Raw genomic sequence first — 26,204 nt, forward strand, 5'->3', positions numbered from 1 at the left:
CCATGCGATCCATGACACTGTTCTACATTTCGCTCGCCCTGCTGCTGGGCGGCTGCGCCGGCGGCGAACGCCTCGTCGAGTCCACCGGCGTGGCGATCGACGACAGCCATTCGTCCCGCGCCCACTCCAGCCGGGTACGCTTTCTGGTGCTGCACTACACCGACGAGGACGAGGCGACCTCGCTCGAGATTCTCACCGGGCCCCGCGTCAGCGCCCACTATCTGGTGGCGCGCCATCCCGACCGGGAACTCGGCGCGCCGCGCGTCTATCGCCTGGTCGACGAATCGCGCCGCGCCTGGCACGCCGGTGCCAGCGCCTGGGCGGGCCGCACCCACCTCAACGACAGCTCGCTGGGCATCGAGCTGGTCAACGCCGGGCCGGATCGCCCGTCCATCGAGACCGCCTCGAAGGTGAGCTGGGCGCCCTTCCCCGACGACCAGATCACGGCGCTGATCGTCCTGCTCAAGGACCTGATCGCGCGCCACGACATCGCCCCCACCGATCTGCTCGGCCACGCCGAGATCGCGCCCACGCGCAAGATCGATCCGGGACCGGCCTTCCCCTGGCGGCGCCTGTATGCGGCCGGCATCGGCACCTGGCCGCTGGAAGCCGACCTGGCCCGCTACCGTCGGCTCTTCGCCGCGGGTCCGCCGCCGCTCGCCACCCTGCAGCGGGCGCTGGCGGCCTGGGGCTATGCGGTCACACCGAGCGGCAAACTCGATGGCGCGACCCGAGGCGCGCTGCGAGCCTTCCAGATGCGCTATCGGCCAGCCGACCATCGCGGCCGTCCGGACGCCGACACTGCCGCTCGGCTGTGGGCGCTGCTCGCTCGCTACCGCCCCGAGGCGCTGTCCGATCCCAAGCTGGCCTCGCCAATCCCGTCGCCCGGAGAGACACCAGAACCGCGGGGATAGTGGATGACGTCGTGGAAGCGCGCCGCCCCCTGGCCCGGGTTGCGATAGGCGTGGGGCCGATCGGCGGCGAAGCGCAGCCCCTCGCCCGCCGTCAGACGCCGCCAGACGCCGTCCACCCGCACCTCCAGCTCGCCCTCGACCACCACCAGATGCTCCACCACGCCCGGCGCGTGGGGCGCCGACTCGCTGACCGCGCCCGCGGCCAGGGTCACCACCAGCAGCTCGAAGTCGAGCGCGGGGTCGAAGGGAAACAGCGGCACGGCCGCCATGCCGGCGGCATCGCCCTCGGAGGCCGGCGCGGCCTGACGCGCGGCGCCGGTCGCGTCATCACCCTCGCCGACGGCCTCGGGTTCGAACAGGCTCGAGAACGGCACGCGGAAGCCGCTGGCGATCTTCCACAGCGTCGCCACCGTGGGGCTTGATTCACCGCGCTCGATCTGGCCCAGCATGGCCTTGCTGACGCCGGTCTCCCGAGCGGTGCGATCGAGGCTCCAGGCCTCGGCGCGGCGCAGCGTCCTGAGCCGCTCGGCAATGTGCTGCGAGATCTCCTGCATCGGCCTCTCCCGGTCGCGTTCGGACAGTTCTAATAGATCGTTCTGATAGATCGTTCGAATGGATGGAAAGGCGCCATTGTAGCGCGGCCGCCGTGGCGTGCCTGCCCATTTGTGCGTTATAGCGCACGGTGCTAGGGTGACGCCATCGTACGTTATAGCGCACACGTTTCCGGAGCCCCAGTCATGTCCACGCCAAGCCGGCCGACGCCGAGCCCCGCCACCGCCGAGCGTTCCTCGCTGTGGCGCGACAGCAGCCTGTCGACCCTCACCGCCGGCTTCATCGCGGTGCTGATCGGCTATTCCAGCTCGGCGGCGATCATCGTCCAGGCCGCCGAGGCGGCCGGCGCCAGCCAGGCCGAGATCGGCTCCTGGCTGTGGGCGCTGGGCATCGGCTCCGGCGTCACCACCCTGGTCTTCTCGCTGCGCTACCGCATGCCGCTGCTCACCGCCTGGTCGACCCCGGGCGCGGCGCTGCTCGCCACCAGCCTGCCGGGGCTACCCATGAGCGAGGCGATCGGCGCCTTCCTGTTCTCGTCGCTGCTGATCACCCTGTGCGGCGTGACCGGGCTGTTCGAACGCCTGATGCACCGCCTGCCGCGGGCACTGGCCTCGGCCATGCTGGCCGGCGTGCTGCTGCGCTTCGGGCTCGACCTGGTGATGACCGTGGAACACCGGCTGGTGCTGCCGCTGGCGATGGGGCTGACCTATCTGGTGGCCAAGCGGCTGTGGCCGCGCTATGCCATCCCGCTGGTGCTGGCCGTGGGCGGCCTGGTGGCCCAGGCTCAGGGCCTGCTGGATCTGGGCGCCATCACCCCGGCGCTGGCGGTGCCGGCGTATACGGCGCCGAGCTTCGACCTCGGCACGCTGATCGGCGTCGGCATCCCGCTGTTCGTGGTCACCATGGCCTCCCAGAACCTGCCCGGCGTGGCCGCCCTGCGCGCCGCCGGCTACCAGCCACCGATCTCGCCGCTGGTCGGCGGCACCGGGCTGGCCGGCCTGGCGCTGGCCCACTTCGGCGGCTTCGCGCTCAATCTGGCGGCGATCAGCGCCGCGGTCTGCCAGGGCCCGGAGGCGCATCACGACCCGCGGCGACGCTACGCCGCCGGGGTCGCGGCGGGCGGCTTCTACCTGCTGCTGGGGCTGTTTGGCGCCACCGTGAGCTCGCTGTTCGCCGCGCTGCCCGGCGAGCTGGTGGTCGCCATCGCCGGCCTGGCACTGCTGCCGACCCTCGGCGCGTCGCTGGCCGACGCCCTGGGCGATGTCAGCCAGCGCGATGCCGCCCTGCTCACCTTCCTGGTCACCGCCTCGGGTATCGCGCCGGGCGGCATCGGTTCGGCCTTCTGGGGCCTCGTGGCCGGCCTGGTCGCCCTGGCCATCGGTCGCTGGCGCGCCGCGGGCAACGTCGCCTGAGCCATGTCGCGCTCGGCACCGCTGGCGTCGCCGCCGCACTGCGTCAGCCCGGGCGCATCTGCTAGGGTGCCGCGACCCAATAACAATTTTCCTCCCTGGAGCAAGCCCATGGCGAACCCGACCCTATCCATCTGCCGGGGACGCGACATCACCCCGCACCTGCCGGCCCTGGCCCAGCTGCGCATCCGGGTCTTCCGTGACTTCCCCTATCTCTACGACGGCGACGCGGCCTACGAGGCCAGCTACCTCGAGCGCTATGCCGCCAACCCGGAAAGCTTCTTCGTGCTGGCCTTCGACGGCGACACCCTGGTCGGCGCGGCCACCGGCCAGCCGCTGGACGACGAGGTCGACGACTTCCGCGCACCCTTCGAGGCCGCCGGCTACCGCCCCGAAGGCGTCTTCTACTACGGCGAGTCGGTGCTGCTGCCCGAATACCGCGGCCGCGGCATCGGCAAGGCCTTCATGGAGGCCCGCGAGAGCCACGCCGAAAGCGAGGGCTTCGGCCATGCGGCCTTCTGTGCCGTGGAGCGTCCGGTCGACCATCCGCTCAAGCCGGACGACTATCGACCGCTGCACGACTTCTGGAACGCCTGGGGCTATCGCCGCACGCCGTCGCTATCGACCACCTTCAGCTGGAAGGACATCGATGCCGACGAGGAGACCGCCAAGCCGATGATCTTCTGGCTCAAGGCCCTGGATTCATGAGCGAGAACCACCGCCCGACGGTGACCGTGGCAACCGCTCAGTACCCCATCGACCGCTTCGCCACCTTCGCCGATTTCCAGGCCAAGGCGGCACGCTGGGTGCATGACGCCGCCAACCGCGGCGCCGAGCTGCTGGTGTTTCCCGAGTACGGCGCCATGGAGCTGGCCTCGCTGCTGCCCGAAACCGAGCAGGGCGACCTGGCGGCCCAGCTGCACGGCCTGCAGCCTTGGCGCGATGCCGTCGTCGAGACCTGGCGTGAGCTTGCCCGCGAGCATGGCGTGACCCTGCTCGCGCCCTCGCTGCCCTGGCGGCTCGATGACGGCCGCTTCGTCAATCGCGCCTGGCTGTGCGGCCCGGACGGCGACCTGGGCCATCAGGACAAGCAGGTGATGACGCGCTTCGAGAACGACGAATGGGGCGTCGAGGCCGGCCACGGCCTCAAGGTCTTCGACACCCCGGCCGGGCGGCTGGGCGTGCTGATCTGCTACGACAGCGAGTTCCCGCTGCTGGCCCGGGCGCTGGTGGACGCCGGCGCCGAGCTGCTGCTGGTACCAAGCTGCACCGACACCGAGGCCGGCTATCAGCGGGTGCGGCTCAGCGCCCAGGCCCGCGCCATCGAGCAGCAGGTGGCGATCGTGCAGTCACCCACGGTGGGAGAGGCGCTGTGGTCGCCGGCGGTGGACATCAACGTCGGTCGCGCTGGCATCTACACGCCCTGCGACCACGGCTTTCCGCCCGATGGCGTGCTGACCCGGGCCGCGGATGCCACCCCGGGCTGGCAGATCGCCCGCCTCGATCTGGCCGCGATCCGCGCCCTGCGCGACCACGGCCAGGTCAACAACCACGCCGACTGGTCCCTGCAGGACGCCTGCCTGGCCACGGGCATCACCCAAGAGACGTTCACCTAACGTCTCAACCGCCCGCCTCGAGGCGCGGCGACAGCCGCTCGCGCCGCGCCATCAGGTCGTCGACGAAGGCGGCGACCTTGGAAGAACGCAGCCGGTGCTCCGGAAAGATCAGGTGGATGGCATCCAGCCGCCGCCACCCGGAGGCGGGATTCGCGCGCGGCGTCAGGCCGAACGCGGCTCGACCTGTTCGATTAGCGAGCGCATGTGGCCGTCACGCTGGGCGGCCACATGCCAGGACAGCGCCGATTCCAGGCAGTGCGGCGTGTGCCCGCCGCGCGCGCAGGCCCTGGCGAAGTAGTCCCGCAGTGCCGGGCGATAGCGGGGATCGGCGCAGTGCTCGATGATCACCTCGGCGCGCTCCCGCGGCGCCAGCCCCCTCAGGTCGGCCAGGCCGTGCTCGGAGACCAGGATATCGACGTCATGCTCGGTATGGTCGACGTGGCTGGCGAAGGGCACGAAGCTCGACAGGTCCCCACCCTTGGCCACCGACTTGGTGACGAACACCGACAGCTGGGCGTTGCGGGCGAAGTCGCCGGAGCCGCCGATGCCGTTCATCATCTTCGAGCCGTTCACGTGGGTGGAGTTGACGTTGCCGTAGATGTCGGCCTCCAGCGCGGTGTTGACGGCGATCACCCCGAGCCGGCGCACGATGCCGGGATGGTTGGAGAGCTCCTGGGGCCGCAGCACCAGGCGGTCGCGGTACTCGGCCAGACGCGGCCAGACGCGCTCGCCGCAGGCCTCGGAGAGGGTGATCGAGCAGCCGGAGGCGAAATCGAGCTTGCCGGCGTCCAGCAGGTCGAAGGTGGAATCCTGGAGCACCTCGGAGTACATGGTCAGGTGCTCGAAGGGGCCCTCGGCCAGGCCGCACATCACCGCGTTGGCCATGCTGCCGATGCCGGCCTGCAGCGGCAGCAGCGAGGGCGTCAGGCGCCCCGCCTCGACCTCGTCGGCGAAGAAGCCGATCAGGTGCTCGGCGATGCGCGCGGTATCGGCATCCGGCGGCAGCACGGTGGAGGGGCTGTCCTGGCCCTCGGTGACCACGATGGCGGCGATGCGTGACGGGTCGACGGGAATGGCCGTGGTGCCGATGCGCGAGTCCGGCGCCACCACCGGGATCGGCGGGCGCGTCGGGCGCATGGCCGGCGCGAAGATGTCGTGCATGCCCTCGAGCTCGGCGGGCGCGGCCAGGTTGAGCTCGACGATCACCTTGTCGGCCAGCAGCGCGTAGCTGGCCGAGTTGCCCACCGAGGTGGTCGGCACGATGCCGCCGTCCTCGGTGATCGCACAGGCCTCGACCACCGCCACGTCCAGATCGGCGAGCTGATGGTTGCGCAACAGCTCGACGGTCTCGGACAGATGCTGATCCATGAACATCACCCGCCCGTCGTTGATCGCCCGGCGCAGGGTGGTGTCCACCTGGAACGGCATGCGCCGCGCCAGCACGTTGGCCTCGGTGAGCAGGCGATCCAGGTCGTTGCCGAGCGACGCCCCGGTCATCAGGGTGATCGACAGCGGATCGCGGGCGGCCCGCTCGGCCAGCGCCAGCGGCACCGCCTTGGCCTCGCCGGCCCGGGTGAAACCGCTCATCCCGACCGTCATGCCATCCTCGATCAGCGCCGCGGCCTGTTCGGCCGAACGGAGCCTGTCATGCCATTGCGGCCAGCGGCAGCGCTGCCGGATGCGATCGTCGTCGTACACGCCTGCAATCTCCTCGTCGGTGGGGAAGGAACCGTCGGAAGTGACCGGCGGCCTGCCTTAATCATTCCACGCTAATAGATTGCCAGCTACACATGTCCGCCCGCCTTCGACCAAAGGCGTAGCCGCGCCGGCGCCTCGCGTCGCTTTTGCCGCCACTCGCGCTTGGTCGTACAATGCCGTTCAATTCGGGCCGCTCATATCCGGTCGGCCCATCCCCTCTATACGACGCTTTCGAGGATATCCGCGACCCATGCGCGCCACGCAACTGTTGATCTCCACCCTCAAGGAAACGCCCGCCGACGCCGAAGTGGTCAGCCATCAGCTGATGCTGCGTGCGGGGATGATCCGCCGCCTGACCTCGGGGCTCTACACCTGGCTGCCGCTGGGCCTTCGCACCCTGCGCAAGGTCGAGCGGATCGTCCGCGAGGAGATGGATCGCGCCGGTGGCCAGGAAGTGCTGATGCCGGCCGTGCAGCCCGCCGAGCTGTGGCAGGAATCCGGCCGTTGGGACCAGTACGGGCCCGAGCTGCTGCGCCTCAAGGACCGCCACGAGCGCGACTACTGCGTCGGGCCGACCCACGAGGAAGTGATCACCGACCTGGTGCGCCGCGAGATCGCCAGCTACAAGCAGCTGCCGTCGAACTTCTATCAGATCCAGACCAAGTTCCGCGACGAGATCCGCCCACGCTTCGGCGTGATGCGCTCCCGCGAGTTCGTGATGAAGGACGCCTACTCCTTCCACATCGACGAAGCCTCGCTGATGGACACCTATCAGGTGATGTACGACACCTACGTGCGCATCTTCACCCGCCTGGGGCTCGACTTCCGCCCGGTGATCGCCGACAACGGCTCCATCGGCGGCACCGGCTCCCACGAGTTCCACGTGCTGGCCGACTCCGGCGAGGACGACATCGTGTTCTCCACCGAGTCCGACTACGCCGCCAACATGGAGAAGGCCGAAGCGCTGGCGCCCCAGGGCGAGCGCGCCGCCCCCGCCGAGGAGCTGCGCCTGGTCGACACGCCGGACGCCAAGACCATCGCCGCGCTGGTCGAGCAGCACGGCCTGCCGATCGAGAAGACCATCAAGACGCTGATGGTGCACGCCACCGAGGGCGGCCTGATCGCGCTGCTGGTGCGCGGCGACCACGAGCTCAACGAGGTCAAGGCCGAGAACCTGCCCGAGGTGGCGAGCCCGCTGACCATGGGCACCGAGGAAGAGATCCGCGCGGCGGCCGGCGCCGGCCCCGGCTCGCTGGGCCCGGTGAACCTCGACATGCCGGTCGTGATCGACCGCAGCGTGGCGATGATGAGCGACTTCGGCGCCGGCGCCAACGTCGACGGCAAGCACTACTTCGGCATCAACTGGGAGCGCGACCTGCCGCTGCCCAAGGTCGCCGACCTGCGCAACGTGGTCGAGGGCGATCCTTCCCCGGACGGCCAGGGCACGCTGTCGATCAAGCGCGGCATCGAGGTCGGGCACGTCTTCCAGCTGGGCCAGAAGTACAGCGAAGCGATGAATGCCACCGTACTGGACGCCAACGGCAAGGCCGCGCACCCCTGGATGGGCTGTTACGGTATCGGGGTGAGCCGGGTCGTGGCCGCCGCCATCGAGCAGAACCATGACGACGGCGGCATCATCTGGCCGGACGCCATCGCGCCCTTCCACGTCACCGTGGTGCCGATGAACGCTCACAAGTCGCAGCGCGTGCGCGAGGAAAGCGAGCGTCTCTATCAGGAGCTCAGCGCCGCCGGCTTCGACGTGCTGCTCGACGATCGCGACCTGCGCCCCGGCGTGCGTTTCGCCGACCAGGAACTGATGGGCATTCCCCATCGCCTGGTGGTCGGCGACCGCGGGCTGGACAAGGGTGAACTGGAGTACAAGGGACGCCGTGACAGCGACGCCACCATGGTCCCCGCCGGGGACATCCTCGCCTTCCTGCGCGAGAAGATCGACGCCCGGTAAGCGGTACCTGACGGCCGCCCTGGCGGCGGCCGCCTCCCTGCTGCTGGCGACGCCGCTCGTCGCCCAGCCGCTCGAGGACCAAACGGGCAGCGACTTCCTCGATGCCCTCTCCGTGCGCCCGGTCCTGGACCGGGCGCCGGTGGTTCAGGCCCTGCCGCCGCCCCCCGCCACGCTGCGCCCGACCCTGGACGGCGCCCGGCAGACGCCGCGCTCGCCCGCCGAAGTGTGGGCGGCCCGCCAGTGGATCAACGACATGGCACCGCGCCTGGCGCGCTACGTGCCCGATGCCGATCGTCGCCAGACGCTGCTGGCCCGCATCCATCAGGAAGCGAGCCTGGCCGGCCTTCCGCCTTCGCTGGTGCTGTCGGTCATTCAGGTCGAGAGCGCCTTCCGCGCCGAGGCGGTATCCTCAGCCGGCGCCGTGGGGCTGATGCAGATCATGCCGTTCTGGATCCGGGAGCTCGGGCTGCCCGCCGACGACCTCAAGGACCCCATCCGCAACCTGCGCTACGGCTGCACGATACTGGCCCACTACCTGGCGGTGGAGGACGGCGATCTCACCCGCGCCCTGGCCCGCTACAACGGCAGCCTGGGCAAGACCTGGTATCCCGAGCGAGTGATGCGCGCCCTGGCCCGACGCTGGACGCCCGCGGCGCCCGGCCTGCCGGAACGCCTGACCGCCGACCGTTGAGCAAGCCTCTCCCCGGACGACGCACAAAAAAAAGCCGGCCCCGAAGGGTCGGCCTAGTGGGGGGAATCCCCCCTCCCCTGACGACGGTGGAACGGTGGATCAGCGCTTCTTGTTGCGACGATGGTGGTCGCGGATGACGAAGGCGATCCAGCCGCCCATGAAGGCGATCATCATGCCGACGGTGGCAAGCCCGAAGATCACGGCATCATCCCAGTACATGGTGCTTGCCTCCCGTCGCGATGTGATGACTCCACTCTAGCGGCACGTCCCGGGCGATACGCTGATCTGCGTCAAGTGCGCCGCCCGGTGCGCACCTGCCGGCCGCACGGGCTTGATCCAGGTCAGTTCCACGACCGCACGACGCGCCCGAGGAAAGATCATCGGCCCCGGAAACGGTGCCGCATCGCGCTGAAGGGCAGCAAGAAGGGAGGACGGGAGGAAGGAAGACAGGAAGAAAGGGCGGAAAAGAAAGACAGGGCGGGAGAGAAAGAGAGGGGACACGCGGCCACGCCGATGAGGACGCGGCCGGCGCTCTCGGGTCCAACGCTCAGATCACCTTCTTGTCTTCCACCTGGTCCGGCGTGGTGCCTGGCGGCAGCGGATGGCCCTTGGCCAGCTCGGCACGAGTGGCCTCGCGCACCTCCAGTACCTCAAGCCGATAGTGCAGGGTGCGTCCGGCCAGCGGATGATTGGTATCGATCCGCACGCCGTCGTCGCGCACCTCGAGCACGGTGACGATCTCCGGGCCGTCGTCGCCACGGGTCTGGAAGCGCATGCCCGGGGCAAGGTCGGGCACCGGGAAGGCATCGCGGCCGACCTCGCGCACCAGCGCCTCGTCGCGCCGACCGTAGGCCTCGTCGGGAGACAGCGTCACCTCGAGCTCGGCGCCGGCCTCGCTGCCGGCCAGGGCGCGCTCCAGCCCGGCCATCAGGTTATCGTGGCCGTGCAGGTATTCGAGCGGTTTCTGACGGGCACGGGAATCGTCGAGGATCTGGCCGTCCTCGTCGCTCAGCACGTAGTGCAGGATCACGACCCGCTGGGGGGCGATGGTCATGGGACCTCCGGTACGGGGAAATGAAAGGAAGGGGGAATCGTATCAGTCGCGGCGGCGCAGCCGGGAGACGGGCATTTCCAGGCGCTGCTGCTGATGCAGCATGTTGAGCAGCACGATGGCGCGCTCCTCGCCCTTGTGACTGGCGAAGACCGCCTGGAGGTCCTTGAACGGCCCCTCGGTGATCTCCACCGTCTCGCCGGCGCGGAAATAGACGTGAGCGACGTCGTCGTCATCCTGGCTGGCCTGGCGGCGCAGAGCCTCGATCAGCCCGTCACCGACCGCCACCGGCATCTCGCCGCCGAAGGTCACGAGCTTGAGCACGCCCCGCGTCGAGCGGATCGGTCGCCAGTTGCTGACCAGCCGGTCGAGGCGGATGAACAGGTAATAGGGGAAGAGCGGCTCGCTCACCCATTCGAGCTTGCCTCGGCGCTTCTTCTGCACTTCTAGAACAGGATGGAAGACCTCGTAGCCCTGGTTGCCCAGATGCTCGGCGGCCCGGAAGGACTCGCCGCCCTTGCACTGGATCGCATACCAGCGCGGCACCGCGTCCTCGGCGCCCTCGAGAGAAAGGTCGTCATCTCGCATGTCGTCGATCGTCTCTGGCTGGTGTCGGCGCCGGGGCTCTGCAACAATCGGCGGCGCGCGCCGCCGGCGTCACCGAGCCCCGTCGTGAGCGACATCTTAGCATCGATGGCCCGGCGCGTGACCTGACCCATCGCAAGGAGAGCCCCGCCATGCCGACCCCCACCGCGCACCGCAGCTGGCGCAGCGCCCTGTCGGTCTATCTGCGCGCCCCGGTACTGACCATGCTGTTCCTGGGCTTCTCGGCGGGCCTGCCCTTCCTGCTGGTGTTCTCCACCCTCTCGGCCTGGCTGCGCAGCGACGGCGTCGAGGTGGCGGCGATCGGCTTCTTCGCCTGGATCGGCATCCTTTACTCGATCAAGTTCTTCTGGGCGCCGGTGGTCGACCGCCTGGCGCTGCCCGGCCTGACCCGCTGGCTCGGCCAGCGCCGCGGCTGGATGCTGCTGGCCCAGGCGATGATCGCCATGGGCCTGGTGGGGCTTTCCAGCCTCGACCCGCCCAGCCAGCTGCCGCTGGTGGCGCTGTTCGCGCTGCTGGTAGCCTTCGGTTCGGCGACCCAGGACATCTCTATCGACGCCTTTCGCATCGAGTCGGCGCCGGAGGATCTGCAGGCGGCCATGGCCTCGACCTACATCATCGGCTATCGCGGCGGGCTGATCGCCGCCGGCGCCGGGGCGCTCTACCTGGCCTCGCTGGCGTCCTGGCACGTCGCTTATCTGGCGATGGCGGCACTGATGGCAGTGGGCATGCTGACGGTGCTGGTGCGCCCGGAACCCGAACGCCAGGCGCTCGCCACCCAGCTGATCCACGAGCCACGGGTACGGGCCTTCCTGCGTGCCAGCCGCGGCCGGCCGGCCTGGCTGCGCCGCCTGGGCGCCTGGGTGATCGGCGCGGTAGTCTGCCCGTTCACCGACTTCTTCGGCCGGCACGGGCTCAAGGCACTATGGCTGCTGGCCTTCGTGGCGGTATTCCGGATCAGCGACCTGGCCATGGCCTCCATGGCCAACCCGCTCTACATCGATCTGGGCTTCAGCCTCGAGGCCATCGCCAACGTGACCAACGTGTTCGGCATCGCCATGAGCATCGGCGGCGGTCTGCTGGGCGGCCTGCTGGTGGCACGCTACGGCGTGGGGCCGATCCTGATCCTCGGCGCCACCGCCACCGCCCTGACCAACCTGCTGTTCGTGGCCCTCTCGCTGGCCGGCGACAGCCTGCCGATGCTGGTGGTCACCATCGTCGGCGACAACCTCTCCAACGGGCTGGCCAGCGCGGTGTTCATCGCCTTCCTCTCGGGACTGACCTCACGCGCCTACACCGCCACCCAGTACGCACTGTTCTCCTCGCTGATGACCCTGCCCGGCAAGTTCCTGAGCGGCTTCGGCGGCCTGGTGGTCGAAGCCCACGGCTATGCGGACTTCTTCCTGGCGGCCTCGGTGCTGGGTCTGCCGGCCATCGCGCTGGCGGTCTGGGTCAGCCGAGACCGTCGTCTGGCGCCGGCACCGACGACGGCCTGAGGCCGCCCCTCTCGGCCCCGCCGCTCAGTCCAGCCGACCGGCGAGCCATTCCAGCGCGCCCGGGGTGGCGCGCCACTGGTCACGCATCAGGGTACGGTACTGCCAGGCCTCGGCCCGCGAACCGGGTGCCGCGGTGCCGTCGCCCGACGGGCTGGGCGGACGCGGGTTCTCGGCGCACAGCAGCGCCAGGGCGTGCCCGTTATGGCGCCGAGACTCGCTCAGCGCCTCGATGGCCTCGTCGACGCGATCCAGGCGGTACAATGCCAGCACGCGCCCCATCAGCAGCCCCAGCACCGCCTCGTCCTCGGACGGCTTGGCCAGCGCCGACTCGCTGAGCGCGAGGGCCTCGGTATCGCGACCCTCGCGCAGCAGCTGGTCGAGCACCAGTTCGCGCAGCCCCAGGCTGTCACGGTCGTCCAGCTCGAGCAGCCGCTCGGCCAGGTGCCGGGAGCGCTGCCGTGCACCGCGTTCCATGCCCACCACCAGCGCCAGGCCGGTGCGCAACAACACCGCGTTGTCGGCGGCGTCCCAGCCCAGTGCCGCCTCGCCGGCGGACTGCTGGCTCGCCTCTCGAGCCTGCTCCAGCCAGTCCTCCAGGCGCGCGGACAGCGGCTCGAACAGGCTCGGCGCCATCCAGGGCAGGCTGCCGAAGCGGCTCGTCATCGCCAGCGCCAGCGACTGCACCACCGCCGGCGAATCGAGCCACTCGGGATGGGCGCACAGCGCCGGCAGCCACTCTCCGGCGGCCTGCCAGGGATCGTCGTCGAAGCCCAGCGGCGCCTCGTTCTCGACCTCGGCGGGGAACACCGCGCGGAAGGCGGCATAAAGGGTGTCTTCCCGGGCACTGCGGTGATAGGCCAGCTGGCCCTCCTCGACGCGCAGATCCAGCGTCGGCGCACCGTCCAGCGACTCGAGCAACGCCTGCAGCGCCACCAGCGGCTCGGCCAGGTCCTCCTCGGCGTTGAGCAGCTGCTCGGCCAGGGTGGCGCCGGGATTGTCGGCCAGGTCGGAGAGGAACTGCAGCTGGTCGGGGGCGAGCTCACCCTGGCGGGACAGGCGGCGGAACCAGAAGCTCGAACGTTCCCGGGCCTCTTCCTCGTGCCCTTCGTGCAGCAGCAGCATGGCCTCGATGTAGGCCAGGGTCGGCGAGTCCGGCAGCGCCTGCTGGGCGCGCACGAAGGCGGCCCGGGCGCTGTCCAGGTCGTCGTTGTCCAGATGCATCAGGCACAGTCGCTCCAGGGCCACGCCGCGCAGGAACAGCGGGCCGCGATCGAGCACCGCATCGAGCAGCGCCTCGCGCTTGCGATGGAAACCGCGCTCCTGATAGAGATCGACCAGGATCTCGAAGGCCGGCTCGGCCTGCTCGGGCAGGCGCGACCAGTCGGCGGTCTCGAACAGCGACTCGAGGATCTGCTGGGCACGACCGCGCTGGCCGGATTCGGCGGCGATCAGCCCGGCCTCGAGCAGCGCCTGGGCAGGCGCCTTGCCGCTGGCCAGCGCGGCCTTGAGGGTATCGCCCTTCCACTCGCGCAGCGACAGCATCCACATCAGGTGATCGGGCACCTCGCCCGGCAGGCTGACGGCGCCGCAGCAGCGCTTGGTCTTGCGCCCTGAGTCGCACCAGCAGGGCTCGTTGCGCCCCGGGCGGGCCAGCGCCTCGCATTCGAAGTCCAGCCGCGCCAGCGGGGTCTGCGACCACAGCTCCGGAGCCAGCGCCTGGGCCATGGCCGGATCCCCGGTGAGCTTGGGACCTTCCTTGCGCGCCCAGGCCATCAGCGTCGGATAACGCTCGTCTTCGCGAATCGCCTTGAGGGCGCCCGAGGCGAACCCCAGCAGCTGTTCTACCCATACCGCCAGCATGGCCGTCTCCCCTGCCGAAAAACCGCACAGTCTACCAGCCGCGGGCCGGGCTGGCAGCCGCTCACCGCGACACCTGCGCGAAGAGGGGCCGTACCCGGGCATCCATGTCCAGCCGCGCGCCGAGGCGCACCAGGTTCCAGTAGTGGCCGTTCAGGGTGCGCGACAGCAGCAGGGTGTCCGCCGGCGGCTGCAGGCGATCCATGGCCGCCCACACCCGCGGGCTCAGCTCGCGCAGCCGGCGGTGCACGCGTACGTCGCCGAAGTCCTGGATGCCGGGGGCGAACAGCGGGCCCACGGCCTCGGCGGCCTCGCGGTAGAGCGCCAGGGGCGCGCCCTCCCCCTGGCGACCGCCCAGCTCGAGCATCGCCGCATCCATGGCCATGGGGTCCGCGGCCAGGGTGGCCTCGAGCAGACGCATCATCGCCGGCAGCCGCTCACGGGGCACCGGGATGACGGCGCCGAAGTCATAGATCACCAGCCGACCCTCGTCATCGGCGGCGAAGTTGCCGGCATGAGGATCGGCGTGCAGTTCGCCGAAGGTGAACAGTTCCTCGGTCAGCCAGTCGGCCAGGGTCGTGGCCACCCGCTGACGCACGGCGTCGTCGGCATCCTCCAGCTCGCGCAGCGGCGTGCCCGCCACGTGGCGCATCGCCAGCACATGGGGCCCGCAGAGATCGGTCAGCGGCTCGGGGATCACCAGCGAGTCGAGATGCGCATAGCGCGCCCGGTAACCCGCCAGGTGCTCGGCCTCGGCCCGGTAGTCCAGCTCGTCGCGCAGGCCGGCGGCGAGCTCCTCGAACAGCGCATCGAGGCGCGCCTGGGGCACCTTGAACCAGCGTCCCAGACGCATCAGGCGACGCAGCTGGGCGAGATCGCCCTCCAGCACCTCGGCGAGGCCGGGGTACTGCACCTTGAGCACCACCGTCTCGCCATCTCGGGTCACCGCCCGGTGCACCTGGCCCATGGAGGCACTGGCGAAGGGCGCGGTCTCGACCTCGGCGAAGACCGCCTCCAGGTCGCCGTACTGCGCCTCGAGCGTGCCCTGAATGGACTCCCAGGGCATCGGCGTGGCCTGGCGCTGCAGCCGGGCCAGCTCGTCGGCCAGCTCCGGCGGCAGCAGATCATCCCACTGGGACATCACCTGGGCCAGCTTCATGGCCGGCCCCTTGAGCTCGGAGAGCCCCTCGAACAGCGCCTCGCCGAGGGCACGCCAGTCGGCCTGCCCGCCCAGTCGGGTACGCAGCAGTGCCCCGCCGGTACGAGTGCCCAGGCCCAGCAGGCGCCGTGTGCGGCCGCGTTCGCGCATCTATCACGCCCTCCGATAAAGTGTGACAAGCATTGTACAGCGTCGCCCCATCTTACCCCTGGCGGCCCGTGGTAAATACTGTAAGAATTCCCATACTTTCTTCCATCGACCGTGATGCCGACGACGAGGACCCATGCGCCTGATCATCGCCGAGAAGCCGAGCCTGGCCCGGGCCATCGCCGACGCCCTGCCCGCCGCCGTTCGCCGCGAGGACGGCGCCCTGGTGGCCGGCGATACCACGGTCACCTGGTGCCTCGGCCACCTGCTGGAACAGGCCTCGCCCGAGGCCTACGATCCCGCCCTCAAGAGCTGGCGGCTCGATACCCTGCCGATCCTGCCCGAGCAGTGGAAGCTCGCCCCGCGGCCCAAGGCCAGGGGGCAGATCGCGGTGATCCGCCGGCTGCTCAAGCAGGCCGGCGAGGTCGTCCACGCCGGCGACCCCGACCGCGAGGGCCAGCTGCTGGTGCAGGAAGTGATCGAGCACCTGGGCTGGAAGGGGCCGGTGTCGCGGCTGCTGGTCAACGATCTCAACGCCCCGGCCGTGAAACGCGCGCTATCGCGGCTGGAGGACAACGCCCGCTACGCGCCGCTCTACCGCGCCGCCCAGGCCCGCTCCCGGGCCGACTGGCTGTACGGCATCAACCTGACCCGCGCCTGGACGCTGATCGGCCGACAGGCGGGGCACGACGGCGTGCTCTCGGTGGGCCGGGTGCAGACGCCGGTGCTGGGCCTGGTGGTACGCCGCGACGCCGAGATCCGCGACTTCACGCCCAAGCCCTTCTACGTGCTGTGGGCCGATCTGGCGGTTACCCGCGGCAGTCTGAGGGCCTGGTGGGCACCCGGCGAGGGACATCCGCTGGACGATCAGGGGCGGCTGCTAGAACGCGCCCCGGCGGCCGCGCTCGCCGAGCGCCTGCCCGGCGCCGAGGGCCGGCTGACCAAGCTCGAGCGCCGCGACAAGCGCCAGGCCGCGCCCCTGCCCTACTCGCTGTCGGCGCTGCAGGTCGACGCCGCCCGCCGCCACGGGCTCTCGGCCAAGGCGGTACTGGACATCTGTCAGCGCCTCTACGAACGCCACCAGCTGATCACCTATCCGCGCTCGGACTGCCGCTATCTGCCCGAGGAGCACTTCGCCGGGGCCCGCCGCACCCTCGAGGGCGCCTGCGCCGGCGACGACACCCTGCGCGGCTGGCTCGCCGGCGCCGACTTTGCGAAGCGCTCCAAGGCCTGGAACGACAAGCAGGTCGGCGCCCACCATGCCCTCGCGCCCACCGGCAAGACCGCCGATCCGGCGAAGCTCTCGCGCCAGGAGGCCGACGTCTTCCGGCTGATCGCGCGCAACGTGCTGGCCCAGTTCTATCCTGCGCTCTCGACCCGCGAGGTGAAGGCCGAGTTCACCATCATCGGTGAGCTGTTCCGCGCCCGCGGCCAGGAGATCCTCGATCTCGGCTGGAAGCCGCTGTTCACCACCCGCGACGAGGCCCCGCCGCTGCCGCCGCTCGACGAGGGCGAGGCGTGCCGCGTCGAGGGCGCCGGCGTGGAGGACCGCGAGACCCGCCCGCCGGAGCCCTTCACCGACGCCAGCCTGATCAAGGCGATGATGAACATCGCCCGCTACGTGGACGACCCGGCGGTGCGCCGCACGCTCAGGGACGCCGACGGCCTGGGCACCGAGGCCACCCGCGCCGGCATCCTCGAGACCCTGGAGACCCGCGGCTATCTGGTGCGCGAAGGCAAGACCCTGCGCGCCACCCGCCTGGGCGATGCCCTGATCGCCTCGCTGCCCGAGGCCGTGAGCCGCCCGGAACGCACCGCCCTGTGGGAACAGCGGCTCTCCGCCATCGCCGAGGACGGCGACGCCCCGGCGCCCTTCCTCGACGCCCTCGTCACCGATCTGCGCGAGCTGCTCGGCCGCGCCGACGCCGGCCGCCTGCGGCAGTCTCTGGCCAATGCGCGAGGCGCCGAACCGGCGGCTCGCTCGGGCAAGTCGGGTGGCAAGACACGACGCGGCAGCGGAAGCCGAAGCGCCAGCAAGGGCGGTAGCAAGGGCACCGGCCGAGGCGGCGCCGGCAAGGCCGCAAAAGGCGCCAAGGCCGGCACCGCCCGACGCAGGCGGAGCACGTCCTCATGAACACGCTGATCCTCGGGCCTGGGGCCGTCGGGCGACTGCTGGCGCTGCACCTGGCCGCCACGATGCCCGTGACGCTGGTCGGCCGCCGCGAGCTGCCGCGCCGTCAGACCCTGACCACCCCGACCGGCGAAACGCTCTCGCACGAGCTCGACAGCGTCACGCCCGCGACGCTGCCCGACGGACTCGCCGATATCGTGCACCTGACCACCAAGGCCTACGCCGCCGAGGCCGCCTTCGAGGCCATCGCCCCCGGGCTGGCCCCGGACACGCCGCTGGTGCTGTGGCAGAACGGCTACGGCGTTCAGCCGCGCCTGAGCGACCGCTGGACCGGCCCGGTGCTGTGCGCCAGCACCACCGAGGGCGCGTATCTGAATGGCGACGAGGGCGTGGTGCATGCCGGCCGCGGGCAGACCGTGATCGGCGATCTCGCCGGCCGCCACACCCGGCTGGCCGAAGACATCGCGGCAGGCCTCGACACGGCAGGGCTGACTACCGTCGCGGTGGACGATATCCGCGTGAGGCTGTGGCACAAGCTCGCCGTCAATGCCGCCATCAACCCGCTGGTCGCCCGCTTCCGGATCCGCAACGGCCAGCTGCGTGATCGCCCCTTCCGGCCCATGGTCGAGGCCGTGATCGAGGAAGTCTCGGCGGTAATGGCCGCCGAGGCCATTCCGGCCCCGGCGGCCGGCTGGTCGGCGCAGGTGTGGTCGGTGGTGTCGTCGACCGCCAACAATCGCGCCTCGATGCTGCAGGACGTGCAGGCCGGCCGGCCCACCGAGCACGAGGCCATTCTCGGCCCGCTGCTGGCGGCCGGGCGCCACCACGGCCTGGCGACGCCGGCGCTGGCGGGACTCCACGCCCGGCTGGCCGAGACCGATTCCGTGTCCGGCTCCGTCGCCCGACAGTGACGCATCGCCTGGCCGTCTCGGGTGTCACCTGCTAGCCTCAATCTGGTAACGATACCCGACGGGCACCCTCTCCAGGCCTGAGCGATGAAGATCCCGAGTCCATGGCGGTCGATGCTGATCGCCCTGCTGCTGCTCCCCACCCTGAGCGCCACCCCTGCGCTGGCAGGCGCCGACGAGCCCGCCTACGCGGGTGACGACACCGCCCTCGCTCGCCTAGACAACGGGGTGCAGCTGCTGGGCGGCAACGTCCAGAGCCCCGATGGCGTGACATCGGGCTTCCGTCTCACCGCCGGCCTGTCGCCACACGACCTGCCGAGCTTCGACTTCGGCGCCGAGATCCGCTATCGGGAAAGCAACGACGTCCCCGTGACCAGTGCGACCCGCGACACCCTGCTCGATACCACCAGCCTCGGCGGCAGCCTGCTGGCCGGCGTGCGCTTCGGTGCCTTCGGTCTCTACGCCAAGTCGGGCCTCGCCGGCTGGCAGGGCAAGGCGGCCAGCGGCCACGCCCCCGAGCTCTCCCAGGGCGGCATGACGCGCGTCAACGGCTTCGGTGCACGGCTCGACTTCGACAACGACTGGGTCAGCCGCCTGGAGGTCGAGCGCGTCGACGACCCCGCGCTCGAACACCTCAACATGGTCACCGCCTCGGTGCATCTGCCCTTCTAGCCTGTTCCACCAGGCCTCCACGCCGCAGACCGGGGGCGCCTCACCGCTTGCATCAGACGAAAAACCCCGAAGGCCAAGGGCCTTCGGGGTGCTCTGTCGCTCGGCGCGCCTCGCACGGCGCCGGGGATCAGCCGGTGTTGCGCAGCCCGGCGGCGATGCCGGCCATGGTCACCATCAGCGCCCGGGACAGGTCGCCGCTGATCGCGCCATCGGCGTCGCGGTTACGCTGCAGGAGCTCGGCCTGAAGGCCGTGAAGCGGGTCGATGTAGGGGTTGCGCACCTCTACTGCCTGACGGATCAGCGGCGTGCTCTCGAGCAGCTCGTCCTGATCCAGGATCGAGAGCACCGCACCGTTGAGACGACCGAAGCGCTCGCGCAACCGCTCGCCGAGGGCCTGCAGGGCCGGCTCGTCGACCAGGCGCTGCTCATAGTAGGCCGCGATGCTGACGTCGGCCTTGGCCAGCAGCATCTCGAGCATGTCGAGGTAGGTGCCGAAGAACGGCCAGCGGTCGCGCATCTCGCGCAACACCTCGAGCCCGCCCGGCTCCTGGATGCGCTTGGCGAAGGCCTCGCCGCTGCCCAGCCAGGCCGGCAGCATCAGCCGCGTCTGGGTCCAGGCGAAGATCCAGGGAATGGCGCGCAGGGTCTCGACGCCGCCGTCCTGGCGCCGCTTGGCGGGGCGCGAACCCAGCGGCAGCCGACCCAGCGCCGTCTCCGGCGTCACCGAGCGGAAGTAGGGCACGAAGTCGGGGTCCTCGCGCACCACGCCCACGTAGGCCTGGTGGGCCACGCCGGCGAGGCGGTCCATCTCCTCGCGCCAGGCCGGTTCGGGGGCCGGCGGCGGCAGCAGCGAGGCCTCGAGCACCGCACAGGCGTAGATCTCCATGGAGCGCAGCGCGATGTCGGGCTGGCCGAACTTGAAGCGGATCATCTCGCCCTGCTCGGTCACCCTGAGGCTGCCGTTCACCGATCCCGGCGGCTGGGACAGGATGGCCGCATGGGCTGGACCGCCGCCGCGACCCACCGTGCCGCCGCGGCCGTGGAACAGCGTCAGGTCGACGTCGTGGCGCCGGCAGACCTCCACCAGGGTCTCCTGGGCCCGGTACTGGGCCCAGGCCGCGGCCAGCTGGCCGGCATCCTTGGCCGAGTCCGAGTAGCCGATCATCACTTCCTGACGATCCCCGATCAGCCGTCGATAGCCCGGCAGCGCCAGCAGCCGGTCGATGACGTCGCCGGCGCGGTTGAGGTCGTCCAGGGTCTCGAACAGCGGCGCGATCGGCAGCGTGGCCTCGCCGCCCACTTCCTTCATCAGCAGCGCCACCGCCAGCACGTCGGAGGGCTGGCCGGCCATGGAGATGATGTAGGTGCCCAGCGCCTCGACGTGCTCGGAGCCGATCACGCGGAAGGTATCGATCACCTCGCGGGTCTCGGCGGAGCACTCCCAGCGACGCGGAATCAGCGGCCGGCGGGAAGACAGCTCGTCGAGCAGGAATTCCTGGCGCTGCTCCTCGCTCCAGTCGCGATAGTGGCCGAGCCCCAGGCTGTCGGTGAGCTCTTCCATCACCTGCTCGTGGCGTGTGGATTCCTGACGCAGGTCGAGCTTGGTGAGGGTGACGCCGAACACCGAGACCCGGCGCAGGGTATCGAGCAGCACACCGTTGGCGATGGTGTCGAGGCCCACGTCGCACAGCGAGCGGTAGCAGGCCAGCAGCGGCGCATAGAGCTGGTCGCGGGTCTCGATGATCGGCCCGCCGTCGTAGTTGACGCCGTCGAGCTGGGCCTGGGCCCAGTCGCGGGTGGCCTCGACCTTGCTCAGCAGGCGCTTGATCAGCTCGCGATACGGCTCGGCGACGTCGCCCACCTCGGCCTTGAGCGCGCTGTTGGCCTTCCACATGGAGAGCTCGGCCTTGAGCTGCTCGAGGTCGCGCGAGTAGAGGTCCGCCGCCATCCAGCGGCCCAGCAGCAGCACCTCGCGGGTGACCTTGGCGGTGACATTGGGGTTGCCGTCGCGGTCGCCACCCATCCAGGAGGCGAAGCGGATCGGCGCGGCGTCCAGCGGCAGCCGCTCGCCGGCGGTATCGAGCAGCAGATTGTCGAGGTCGCGGTGGAAGTCCGGCACCGCCTGCCACAGCGAGTTCTCGATCACCGCGAAGCCCCAGCGGGCCTCGTCCACCGGCGTCGGGCGCTCGTGGCGAATCTCGTCGGTGTGCCAGGCCTGGCTGATCAGCTCCTCGAGGCGGCCGTGGGCGCGGGCGGCGCGCTCGGGATAGTCGGCGGAAGATTCGATGATGGTCAGGCAGTCATCGATGGCGTCGTACTTCTGGATCAGCGTCCGGCGGATGACCTCGGTGGGGTGAGCGGTCAGCACCAGCTCGACGCGCATGCCGGCCAGCGCCTCGACCAGCTTGCGCGGCGTGTGGCCCTCGCTGCGCGCGCGTTCGAGCAGCTCGCCGAGCACCGGCTGGGCGCCGGGCTTGTAGTCCTCGACTCGGCGGAAGCGGGCGCGATAGTGCTGCTCGGCCATGTTGGCCAGGTTGAGGAACTGGTTGAAGGCACGGGTCACCGGCAGCAGATCGTTGTCCGGCAGGCCACGCAGGTAGTCGATCAGCTGGCGATTGCTGTCGGCCTCGCGCTGGCGACCCTGCTTGGCGAGGCCGCGGATGGTCTCGATGCGATCGACGAAGTCCTTGCCGAGATCATCGGCAATGGTACGCCCCAGACTGTCGCCCAGGATGCGGACGTTGTCCCGCAGCGATTCGTGCAGGTCGTGGCTCATGTCCAGGATTCTCCTTCACTCGTGGGTGGGGGGAATATCGTTGTGGTTATCGTGTCGCTTCGCCGCCTGCCAGTGCCGCTCCATGCGCTCGAGCCCCGCCTCCGCCGGCGTCACGCCCTCTTCCTGAAGAGCGGCCTCCAGCCGGCGGAAACGGCGCTCGAACTTGCCGTTGGTGCCGCGCAGGCAGCGTTCCGGATCGGCGTCCAGGGTGCGCGCCAGGTTGACGGCGGCGAACAGCAGGTCGCCGACCTCCTCCCGAGCGTGGTCATGATCGCCCTCGGCCAGCGCCTCTTCCACTTCGGCGAGTTCCTCGCGCAGCTTGGCGATCACGCCGCGGCTGTCCGGCCAGTCGAAGCCGACCCGGGCGGCGCGCTTGGACAGCTTGGCCGCCCGGGACAGCGCCGGCAGGTTGCGCGGCACGTCGTCCAGCACCGAGGCCGTGGCCGCTTCCTCGGCCTTGAGCGACTCCCAGCGCGAGTGTACCTGCTGCGTTTCCACCTCGGCGGCGCTCGCGTCCTCTCGTCGCGAGGCCAGGGTGCCGTCGGGAAAGACGTGCGGATGACGGTGCAGCATCTTGGCGGTCAGGACGTGGACCACCTCATGGAAGTCGAAGCGACCCTCCTCGGCGGCGAACTGACTGTAGTAGACCACCTGGAACAGCAGATCGCCCAGCTCGCCCGGCAGCTCGTCGTAGGCGCGACGCTCGATGGCGTCGGCGACCTCGTAGGCCTCCTCCAGGGTGTGGGGCACGATGCTGTCCCAGTCCTGCTTCACGTCCCAGGGGCAGCCCTGCTCGGGGTCGCGCAGCACCGCCATCAGCGTCAGCAGGTCGTCGAGATCGAAGCGGCGCTCGCTCATTTCTTCTTGCCCTTCTTCTTGTTCTTGCCCTTGCCGCCGGCCCGCAGGCGACGCACCTCGATGACGTTGGACAGCTGCTGGATGCGCGAGAACAGCCGGCCGAGGGTCTCCAGGCCGTCCACTTCCAGGGTGATCTGCATCCGCGCGATGCCGTCGTCGGTATCGGTGAGCGTGTTCACCGACAGCACGTTGACCTTCTCGTGGCTGAGTACGGCGGTCACGTCGCGCAGCAGCCCCGAGCGGTCCCAGGCCTGGATCTCGATGTCCACCGGATACTGGGTGCGGGCCCGCTCGCCCCACTCCACCTCGATCACCCGCTGGGGCTCGTCGAGGCGCAGCTGCAGGATGTTGGGGCAGTCCTCGCGATGCACGGTGACGCCGCGCCCCTGGGTGATGAAGCCGACGATCGACTCGCCGGGCACCGGATGGCAGCAGTTGGCCATGCTGGTCTTGAGGTTGCCGACCCCGAGCACCGTGATGCCGTCGCCCTCCGGCTTGTCGGCGGCCTTGCGCGGCTTGGCCAGCAGCTTGTCGAGCTGCTCCTGGTCGTCGCTCTCGCCGAACAGCTGCTGGGCCTGGTGCAGCACCTGGCCGATGCGCAGGTCGCCGGCCCCCAGCGCGGCGTACATGTCCTCGGGGCCGGCATAGTTGACCTGGTTGGCCAGCCGGGTGAGATCCATGTCGCCGACGTCCAGGCGTTTCATCTCGCGCTCGAAGAGGACGCGCCCCTCCTCGAGGTTGCGGTCCCGCGCCTGGTGCTTGAACCAGGATTGGATCTTGGCCCGCGCCCGGGAGGTGCAGACGTAACCGAGGTTGGGGTTGAGCCAGTCGCGGCTCGGCCCGCCCTTGCTGGCAGTGAGGATCTCGACCTGCTGGCCGGTGCCGAGCCGGTAGGTCAACGGCACGATGCGCCCGTTGACCTTGGCTCCGCGACAGCGGTGACCGACCTCGGTGTGCACCCGGTAGGCGAAGTCGATGGGCGTGGCTTCCCGCGGCAGATCGATGACGTGGCCGTCGGGGGTGAAGACGTAGATGCGGTCCGGCGCCACGTCGCTGGACAGGCCCTCGCGGATGTCGCCGAAGTCGCCGACTTCCTCCTGCCACTCGAGCACCTGGCGCAGCCAGGCGATCTTGTCCTCGTAGCTGGCGCTTCTGGCGTTGGTGTCGTGGCCCTTGTAGCGCCAGTGGGCGCAGACCCCGAGCTCGGCCTCCTCGTGCATCGAGAAGGTGCGGATCTGGATCTCCAGCACCTTGCCCTCGGGGCCGAACACCGCCGTGTGCAGGGACTGATAGCCGTTCTTCTTGGGGTTGGCGATGTAGTCGTCGAACTCCGTGGGCACGTGGTGCCAGCGCGAGTGGACGATGCCGAGCACGGTGTAGCAGTCGGTGATCTCGGGGACCAGGATGCGCACCGCGCGGATATCGTGGACCTGGGAGAAGTCGATGGCCTTGCGCTTCATCTTCCGCCAGATCGAATAGATGTGCTTGGCGCGGCCGTCCACCTGGTACTGATGGATGCCCTGGGCCTCCATCAACCCCTTGAGGGTGGCCACCACGTCCTCGATGTAGCGGTTGCGGTCGAGACGCTTCTCGGCCAGCTGGCGGGCGATGGTCTTGTAGTCCTCCTCGTGCAGGTAGCGGAAGGACAGGTCCTCCAGCTCCCACTTGAGGTGGCCGATGCCCAGCCGGTGAGCCAGCGGTGCGTAGATGTCGAACACCTCGCGGGCCACCTGCAGGCGCTTCTCGCGGGGCGCGTCGCGCACCTGGCGCAGCGCGCAGGTACGCTCGGCGATCTTGATCAGCGCCACCCGCACGTCGTCGATCATGTTGACCAGCATCTTGCGCAGATTGTCCTGCTGATCGTGCTGGCTCAGTCCTTGGCAGGGCATCTGGGACGTGCTGATGGCGGCCATCTGCAGCACGCCGTCGATCAGCCCGGCCACCTCCCGGCCGAAGCGCTTGGTGACCTCGGCCAGGTCGATCAGCCCCTCGCGCACCGCGCGATAGAGCACCGCGGCCTCGAGGGCCGGCTGGTCCAGGCGCAGCTCGCCGAGGATATCGGCCATCTCCAGGCCCATGCGGAAGCTCGATCCGTCCTTGAGCCAGGCCTTGTGGGGCCGGTCGGACTCCTGCTCGAGACGATCGGCCAGCTCGCAGGCCACGCGCATCTCCTCGGCATCGCGCAGCTTGACGTCGTCCTGCAGGCGCGCGACCCAACGAGGAATGTCCACCGTTCCCCGCTCGGTCAGGGGCTGATCTTCCCGCACTTTAACCATCGCTTGACGCTCCTTCGCCCCGCTGCCCGGCGTCCGGGTGCTCGAGCAGCAGCATGGATTCCAGATGAGCGGTGTGAGCGAACATGTCGGCCACCGCCCACCGCTGGATGACGTAGCCCGCCCGCACCAGATGCGCGGCATCCCGCGCCAGGGTCGCCGGATCGCAGGACACATAGAGCACCCGCGGCACCGGCCGCTCGGCCAGCGCTCGGCACACGGCCTCGGCGCCGTCGCGGGGCGGATCGAGCAGCACCTGGCGCAGCCCGGGCACATCGAGCAGCGTGCCCAGCGCCTCGGCGCGGCTGAGATCGGCCTGCCGGGCCGTCAGCTCGAGCGCGTTGCGCCGGGCGTTGTCGGCCAGCCGCTCGACCATCGCCGGACTGCCCTCCACCGCCGTCACCTCGGCGCCCAGGGCCGCCAGCGGCAGGCTGAAGTTGCCGACCCCGGCGAACAGGTCGAGCACCCGCTCGCCGGGCGCCAGGGGCGAGAGCCACGCCAGCGCCTCGGTCACCATGCGCTGGTTGACCGCCTCGTTGGCCTGAAGGAAATCGCCGGGGGCGAAACCCAGCCGCAGCGAGCGTTCATCGACCGCCAGATGGGCGTGAAGGTCCGGCGCCGGCGTCAGCCACTCGAAGGCCGGCGATTCGCGGCCCACCCAGCGTGCCAGATGCAAGCCCCGGGCCAGCGCGAACTCGCGCCAGCGACGGGTATCGCCGTCGTGCTCGCGCAGCTGGCGGACCACCAGGGTCACGCCGGCGTCGCTCGAGGACAGCTCCAGATGGCCGACCTGACGCGGCGCCTCCAGTTCGGCCAGATGTCGGTGCAGCGGCGCCAGCAGGGCGGCCAGTGCCGGCACCAGAATGGGGCAGTCGTCGAGGTCCACCAGCCGGTGGCTGTGCCGGGCGCGGAAGCCCAGGTGCACCCGGCCGTCGGCATCGACCTTGACGCCGAGGCGCGCCCGACGCCGATAGCCTTCGCCGGCCTCGGCCAGCAGCTCGGGCTCGCCGTCCGGGGCGATGCCCTGGCGGGCCAGCAGCTCGCGCAGCACCGCCTGCTTGTGGCGACGCTGTCCGTCCAGGGTCAGGTGCTGCAGGTCGCAGCCGCCGCAGGTGCCGTAGTGGGCACAGGGCGGCGCGATGCGCTCGGGCGAGGCCTCGACCACCTCGCGCACGTGGGCCTCGTCGAAGCGCTGGCGGGTCCGATGCACGGCGATCTCGACGCGCTCGCCCGGCAGGGCACCGTCGACGAACACCGTCTTGCCGTCGCCCAGGCGCCCCACGCCGCGGCCGTCATGGGCCAGGCCGTCGATCGTCAGGATGGCGCCCTGATCGCCGCCGCCGTTGGCGGCCTTCTGGCCGCGTTTCGCCGTCTGAAGCCCCGAGACGCCGGCACTCTTGCGCGCGGGCCGTCGTTGTCCCAGCCCCACC

21 protein-coding genes are annotated in these 26,204 nt (G+C 70.2%); 10 read left to right on the top strand and 11 right to left on the bottom strand.

The window, feature by feature from the left end; translation table 11 throughout:
- The first annotated feature begins 2 nt into the window (after positions 1 to 2).
- Positions 3 to 914, top strand: a complete 912-nt coding sequence (locus C9J49_RS12880) for an N-acetylmuramoyl-L-alanine amidase (protein WP_107182355.1) — start codon at positions 3 to 5, stop codon at positions 912 to 914.
- Here C9J49_RS12880 and C9J49_RS12885 read toward each other — a convergent pair.
- Positions 833 to 1,468 (bottom strand): helix-turn-helix domain-containing protein, encoded by a 636-nt coding sequence (locus C9J49_RS12885; RefSeq protein WP_107182356.1) that lies wholly within the window; start codon positions 1,466 to 1,468, stop codon positions 833 to 835. The genes C9J49_RS12880 and C9J49_RS12885 overlap by 82 nt on opposite strands.
- A gap of 183 nt (positions 1,469 to 1,651) precedes the next feature.
- Here C9J49_RS12885 and C9J49_RS12890 point away from each other — a divergent pair, with 183 nt between their 5' ends.
- The 3 genes from C9J49_RS12890 to C9J49_RS12900 all read left to right on the top strand — a co-directional run bounded on the left by C9J49_RS12890 (position 1,652) and on the right by C9J49_RS12900 (position 4,491).
- Positions 1,652 to 2,878: a benzoate/H(+) symporter BenE family transporter gene (locus tag C9J49_RS12890; protein WP_107182357.1), complete on the top strand. Its 1,227-nt coding sequence runs from the start codon at positions 1,652 to 1,654 to the stop codon at positions 2,876 to 2,878.
- Positions 2,879 to 2,986: 108 nt separating this feature from the next.
- Entirely contained in the window at positions 2,987 to 3,583 is a 597-nt protein-coding gene (locus C9J49_RS12895; protein WP_107182358.1) for a GNAT family N-acetyltransferase, read from the top strand.
- Complete coding sequence (locus C9J49_RS12900; protein WP_107182359.1) at positions 3,580 to 4,491, top strand: carbon-nitrogen hydrolase family protein; 912 nt, start codon at positions 3,580 to 3,582, stop codon at positions 4,489 to 4,491. Before C9J49_RS12895 ends, C9J49_RS12900 begins: the two co-directional genes overlap by 4 nt.
- A 162-nt stretch (positions 4,492 to 4,653) precedes the next feature.
- Here C9J49_RS12900 and C9J49_RS12905 read toward each other — a convergent pair whose 3' ends face one another.
- Positions 4,654 to 6,189 carry an acetyl-CoA hydrolase/transferase family protein gene (locus C9J49_RS12905; protein ID WP_181454301.1) on the bottom strand — a complete coding sequence of 512 codons (1,536 nt, stop codon included), beginning with the start codon at positions 6,187 to 6,189 and terminating at the stop codon, positions 4,654 to 4,656.
- Between the two features lie 250 nt (positions 6,190 to 6,439).
- Here C9J49_RS12905 and C9J49_RS12910 point away from each other — a divergent pair, with 250 nt between their 5' ends.
- Positions 6,440 to 8,152: a proline--tRNA ligase gene (locus C9J49_RS12910; RefSeq protein ID WP_046079681.1), complete on the top strand. Its 1,713-nt coding sequence runs from the start codon at positions 6,440 to 6,442 to the stop codon at positions 8,150 to 8,152.
- A gap of 112 nt (positions 8,153 to 8,264) precedes the next feature.
- Positions 8,265 to 8,843, top strand: coding sequence for a lytic transglycosylase domain-containing protein (locus tag C9J49_RS12915; RefSeq protein WP_046079682.1), 579 nt, complete (start codon positions 8,265 to 8,267; stop codon positions 8,841 to 8,843).
- Positions 8,844 to 8,942: 99 nt separating this feature from the next.
- Here C9J49_RS12915 and ccoM read toward each other — a convergent pair whose 3' ends face one another.
- The 3 genes from ccoM to rfaH all read right to left on the bottom strand — a co-directional run bounded on the left by ccoM (position 8,943) and on the right by rfaH (position 10,482).
- On the bottom strand, positions 8,943 to 9,062 hold the full coding sequence (ccoM, locus tag C9J49_RS17420) for a cytochrome c oxidase subunit CcoM (protein ID WP_281288357.1): 120 nt from the start codon (positions 9,060 to 9,062) through the stop codon (positions 8,943 to 8,945).
- 328 nt (positions 9,063 to 9,390) lie between these two features.
- Complete coding sequence (locus C9J49_RS12920; RefSeq protein ID WP_107182360.1) at positions 9,391 to 9,897, bottom strand: peptidylprolyl isomerase; 507 nt, start codon at positions 9,895 to 9,897, stop codon at positions 9,391 to 9,393.
- 42 nt (positions 9,898 to 9,939) lie between these two features.
- A complete protein-coding gene (gene rfaH / locus C9J49_RS12925; protein WP_035596791.1) occupies positions 9,940 to 10,482 on the bottom strand; it encodes a transcription/translation regulatory transformer protein RfaH in 543 nt (180 codons plus the stop codon).
- A 149-nt stretch (positions 10,483 to 10,631) separates the two neighbouring features.
- Here rfaH and C9J49_RS12930 point away from each other — a divergent pair, with 149 nt between their 5' ends.
- Complete coding sequence (locus tag C9J49_RS12930; protein ID WP_035596787.1) at positions 10,632 to 11,993, top strand: MFS transporter; 1,362 nt, start codon at positions 10,632 to 10,634, stop codon at positions 11,991 to 11,993.
- Between the two features lie 24 nt (positions 11,994 to 12,017).
- On the opposite strand, the gene C9J49_RS12935 is transcribed toward C9J49_RS12930, so the two are convergent.
- Both C9J49_RS12935 and C9J49_RS12940 read right to left on the bottom strand, forming a co-directional pair.
- Entirely contained in the window at positions 12,018 to 13,853 is a 1,836-nt protein-coding gene (locus C9J49_RS12935) for an SEC-C domain-containing protein (RefSeq protein ID WP_107182361.1), read from the bottom strand.
- A gap of 61 nt (positions 13,854 to 13,914) precedes the next feature.
- Positions 13,915 to 15,159: an AarF/ABC1/UbiB kinase family protein gene (locus C9J49_RS12940; protein WP_107182362.1), complete on the bottom strand. Its 1,245-nt coding sequence runs from the start codon at positions 15,157 to 15,159 to the stop codon at positions 13,915 to 13,917.
- 133 nt (positions 15,160 to 15,292) lie between these two features.
- Between C9J49_RS12940 and C9J49_RS12945 the strand changes: the two genes are divergently transcribed.
- The 3 genes from C9J49_RS12945 (at position 15,293) to C9J49_RS12955 (ending at position 18,867) form a co-directional block, all read left to right on the top strand.
- Entirely contained in the window at positions 15,293 to 17,290 is a 1,998-nt protein-coding gene (locus C9J49_RS12945) for a DNA topoisomerase III (RefSeq protein ID WP_107182363.1), read from the top strand.
- A complete protein-coding gene (locus tag C9J49_RS12950; protein WP_107182364.1) occupies positions 17,287 to 18,198 on the top strand; it encodes a ketopantoate reductase family protein in 912 nt (303 codons plus the stop codon). The genes C9J49_RS12945 and C9J49_RS12950 overlap by 4 nt, the downstream gene beginning before the upstream one ends.
- Before the next feature lie 111 nt (positions 18,199 to 18,309).
- Positions 18,310 to 18,867 (top strand): hypothetical protein, encoded by a 558-nt coding sequence (locus tag C9J49_RS12955; RefSeq protein WP_237022368.1) that lies wholly within the window; start codon positions 18,310 to 18,312, stop codon positions 18,865 to 18,867.
- A gap of 127 nt (positions 18,868 to 18,994) precedes the next feature.
- Here C9J49_RS12955 and ppc read toward each other — a convergent pair whose 3' ends face one another.
- The 4 genes from ppc to C9J49_RS12975 are packed head-to-tail and all read right to left on the bottom strand — an operon-like array spanning position 18,995 to position 26,203.
- Positions 18,995 to 21,643, bottom strand: coding sequence for a phosphoenolpyruvate carboxylase (ppc, locus tag C9J49_RS12960; RefSeq protein WP_107182365.1), 2,649 nt, complete (start codon positions 21,641 to 21,643; stop codon positions 18,995 to 18,997).
- A 15-nt stretch (positions 21,644 to 21,658) separates the two neighbouring features.
- Entirely contained in the window at positions 21,659 to 22,501 is an 843-nt protein-coding gene (mazG, locus tag C9J49_RS12965; protein WP_107182366.1) for a nucleoside triphosphate pyrophosphohydrolase, read from the bottom strand.
- A complete protein-coding gene (relA, locus tag C9J49_RS12970; RefSeq protein WP_107182367.1) occupies positions 22,498 to 24,777 on the bottom strand; it encodes a GTP diphosphokinase in 2,280 nt (759 codons plus the stop codon). The genes mazG and relA overlap by 4 nt, the downstream gene beginning before the upstream one ends.
- Positions 24,770 to 26,203 carry a TRAM domain-containing protein gene (locus C9J49_RS12975; protein ID WP_107182368.1) on the bottom strand — a complete coding sequence of 478 codons (1,434 nt, stop codon included), beginning with the start codon at positions 26,201 to 26,203 and terminating at the stop codon, positions 24,770 to 24,772. Before C9J49_RS12975 ends, relA begins: the two co-directional genes overlap by 8 nt.
- Position 26,204: the final 1 nt, after the last annotated feature.

Origin of the sequence: Halomonas sp. SL1, assembly GCF_003030865.2 — a bacterium.
Classification (GTDB): Bacteria; Pseudomonadota; Gammaproteobacteria; order Pseudomonadales; family Halomonadaceae; genus Halomonas; species Halomonas halophila.

What these genes read in the sequence shown, in the direction of transcription:
- C9J49_RS12880 (WP_107182355.1), top strand. Translation starts at nt 3, where the DNA reads ATGCGATCCATGACACTGTTCTACATTTCGCTCGCCCTGCTGCTGGGC.
- C9J49_RS12885 (WP_107182356.1), bottom strand. Translation starts at nt 1,468, where the DNA reads ATGCAGGAGATCTCGCAGCACATTGCCGAGCGGCTCAGGACGCTGCGC.
- C9J49_RS12890 (WP_107182357.1), top strand. Translation starts at nt 1,652, where the DNA reads ATGTCCACGCCAAGCCGGCCGACGCCGAGCCCCGCCACCGCCGAGCGT.
- C9J49_RS12895 (WP_107182358.1), top strand. Translation starts at nt 2,987, where the DNA reads ATGGCGAACCCGACCCTATCCATCTGCCGGGGACGCGACATCACCCCG.
- C9J49_RS12900 (WP_107182359.1), top strand. Translation starts at nt 3,580, where the DNA reads ATGAGCGAGAACCACCGCCCGACGGTGACCGTGGCAACCGCTCAGTAC.
- C9J49_RS12910 (WP_046079681.1), top strand. Translation starts at nt 6,440, where the DNA reads ATGCGCGCCACGCAACTGTTGATCTCCACCCTCAAGGAAACGCCCGCC.
- ccoM (WP_281288357.1), bottom strand. Translation starts at nt 9,062, where the DNA reads ATGTACTGGGATGATGCCGTGATCTTCGGGCTTGCCACCGTCGGCATG.
- C9J49_RS12920 (WP_107182360.1), bottom strand. Translation starts at nt 9,897, where the DNA reads ATGACCATCGCCCCCCAGCGGGTCGTGATCCTGCACTACGTGCTGAGC.
- rfaH (WP_035596791.1), bottom strand. Translation starts at nt 10,482, where the DNA reads ATGCGAGATGACGACCTTTCTCTCGAGGGCGCCGAGGACGCGGTGCCG.
- C9J49_RS12930 (WP_035596787.1), top strand. Translation starts at nt 10,632, where the DNA reads ATGCCGACCCCCACCGCGCACCGCAGCTGGCGCAGCGCCCTGTCGGTC.
- C9J49_RS12935 (WP_107182361.1), bottom strand. Translation starts at nt 13,853, where the DNA reads ATGCTGGCGGTATGGGTAGAACAGCTGCTGGGGTTCGCCTCGGGCGCC.
- C9J49_RS12940 (WP_107182362.1), bottom strand. Translation starts at nt 15,159, where the DNA reads ATGCGCGAACGCGGCCGCACACGGCGCCTGCTGGGCCTGGGCACTCGT.
- C9J49_RS12945 (WP_107182363.1), top strand. Translation starts at nt 15,293, where the DNA reads ATGCGCCTGATCATCGCCGAGAAGCCGAGCCTGGCCCGGGCCATCGCC.
- C9J49_RS12950 (WP_107182364.1), top strand. Translation starts at nt 17,287, where the DNA reads ATGAACACGCTGATCCTCGGGCCTGGGGCCGTCGGGCGACTGCTGGCG.
- C9J49_RS12955 (WP_237022368.1), top strand. Translation starts at nt 18,310, where the DNA reads ATGCTGATCGCCCTGCTGCTGCTCCCCACCCTGAGCGCCACCCCTGCG.
- ppc (WP_107182365.1), bottom strand. Translation starts at nt 21,643, where the DNA reads ATGAGCCACGACCTGCACGAATCGCTGCGGGACAACGTCCGCATCCTG.
- mazG (WP_107182366.1), bottom strand. Translation starts at nt 22,501, where the DNA reads ATGAGCGAGCGCCGCTTCGATCTCGACGACCTGCTGACGCTGATGGCG.
- relA (WP_107182367.1), bottom strand. Translation starts at nt 24,777, where the DNA reads ATGGTTAAAGTGCGGGAAGATCAGCCCCTGACCGAGCGGGGAACGGTG.